2 protein-coding genes and 1 pseudogene are annotated in these 1,546 nt (G+C 75.7%); 2 read left to right on the top strand and 1 reads right to left on the bottom strand.

The window, feature by feature from the left end; all coding sequences use genetic code 11:
• Both ACFFNX_RS49655 and ACFFNX_RS49650 read left to right on the top strand, forming a co-directional pair.
• A pseudogene (locus ACFFNX_RS49655) lies at nucleotides 1-459 on the top strand (phytoene desaturase); the annotation flags it as partial.
• A 40-nt stretch (nucleotides 460-499) separates the two neighbouring features.
• Nucleotides 500-763, top strand: a complete 264-nt coding sequence (locus ACFFNX_RS49650) for a hypothetical protein (protein ID WP_378213462.1) — start codon at nucleotides 500-502, stop codon at nucleotides 761-763.
• A gap of 31 nt (nucleotides 764-794) precedes the next feature.
• Here the strand turns inward: ACFFNX_RS49650 and ACFFNX_RS49645 are convergent.
• Nucleotides 795-1,546 (bottom strand): CpsD/CapB family tyrosine-protein kinase (locus tag ACFFNX_RS49645; RefSeq protein WP_378213460.1); only part of this gene is annotated, 752 nt, incomplete at its 5' end.

Genomic DNA, 1,546 nt, shown 5'->3' with positions numbered 1-1,546 from the left:
GCCGTCACCGGGAACCCGGCGAGCGACAGGCCGCTGCCGGTGACCCGCCCCACGGCGACGGACCCGGCGCTGGCGCCGAACGGGCGGCAGCTCCTGTCCGCCCCGATCCCCGGCCCCGCCATGAGCGAAGGCGCCGGGGGCCACGCCGCGTCGGCGTACGCGGAGAAGCTGGCCGCTCTCATCGCCACCCGGTGCGGCCTCCACGGCACGGCGGAGACGCTCGCCGCCCTCGACCAGGGACTGATCCCCGGGACGCCCACCGCGTCCGCGTGCACGTACGGCCGCGCGGAGCCGTCCGGACCGGCACTGGCCCGTACGTCCGACAACGTGGTGCTCTCCGGCCGCGGCACCGTACCCGGCCTCGACGTGCCCATGGCGCTCCTGTCGGGACGGCAGGCCGCCGACCGCGTCACGGGCACACCGGCCCCACGCCCCCGCCTGTACGCCGGGAGAACGTGATGACCGACCATCCGGACCACCTATGGGGCCGGACGCCGGGATGGACCCTGCGCACGATCTGCTGCTCCTGGCCGGACGCGTGGCGGTCCCGCTCCCCGGCCGGACACCCGCCGACCCGGCGCAGCCGCACCTGCCCGTCGCCGTGGTGCCCCCGGTGCGGCACACCGTCACGACCGCCGTGCGGCCTCCCGGCCCATGCCACGTCACCGGCCGAATCCTGCCGCTGCCACCGAAGACGCTGCCTCTTGTGACCCGACGCACGACGCCCCGAACCACCGTGTGGCACCCCACCCCCACCGCCTAACCGGCCCCAGAACCCACTGGAGCCGGTTTGCTCAGCGCTGGGCGGCGAGCCGGCGTCGTACGGTCGGGCGGAGTAGGCGCAGGTCGTTCTCGACGTACGCGCCGCGTTTCGGCTGGTCGCCGTTGAGGACCGTCCCGAGCACGCGGGCGCGTACCGTCTCCAACCGCTCGACCGCCTGGGCGACGTCCTCCCGCCTGGTCCCGCCGTGCCGGGCGACGACGAGCGCGCCCGTGCATCCGCGGGCGAGGACCGCGGCGTCGGTCGTGGACAGTACCGGGGGTGTGTCGATCAGTACGATGTCGGCCCGATCGCCCAGCTTCTCCAGGATGAAAGGCATCATCCGCGACGCGACGAGGTCGCCCGGGTTGCCCGTGGCGGCGCCGCCCGGCAGCACGGACAGCGTCTCGGGGCCCCACTGCCGGAGCACCTCATCGACGGTACGGCCGCCGCTCAGGAGCTCCGCCAGCCCGTCGGCCTCCTCCACGCCGAGCCGGGAGGCCAGCGGGGAGCCGCGCAGGTCGGCGTCGACGAGGATCACCCTCCAGCCCGCCTCCGCGAGCGACACCGCGAGGTTGCACGCGACGGTGGTCTTGCCCTCACCCGGGAGGGCGCTGGTCACGACCACCGAGCGGGGCAGAGAGTCGCCGCCCTCGGCGAACCGCAGGTTCGTGCGGATCCGCCGGAACGCCTCGGCGAGCGGCGCGTCGCCGCGTACGCCGAGGTCGATGCGGTCGTCGGCGGGCACGGTGCCCAGCGCGGGGCCGCCCGCGACCGCGCGCAGCG

Origin of the sequence: Actinoallomurus acaciae (assembly GCF_042429965.1) — a bacterium.
GTDB lineage: Bacteria > Actinomycetota > Actinomycetes > Streptosporangiales > Streptosporangiaceae > Actinoallomurus > Actinoallomurus acaciae.
Note: the sequence above shows the minus strand (reverse complement) of the source record. Positions and strands in the feature narration are given on the sequence as shown.

Excerpts from the sequence above, each read along its gene's own strand:
- ACFFNX_RS49650 (WP_378213462.1), top strand. The coding sequence starts at position 500 with ATGGACCCTGCGCACGATCTGCTGCTCCTGGCCGGACGCGTGGCGGTC.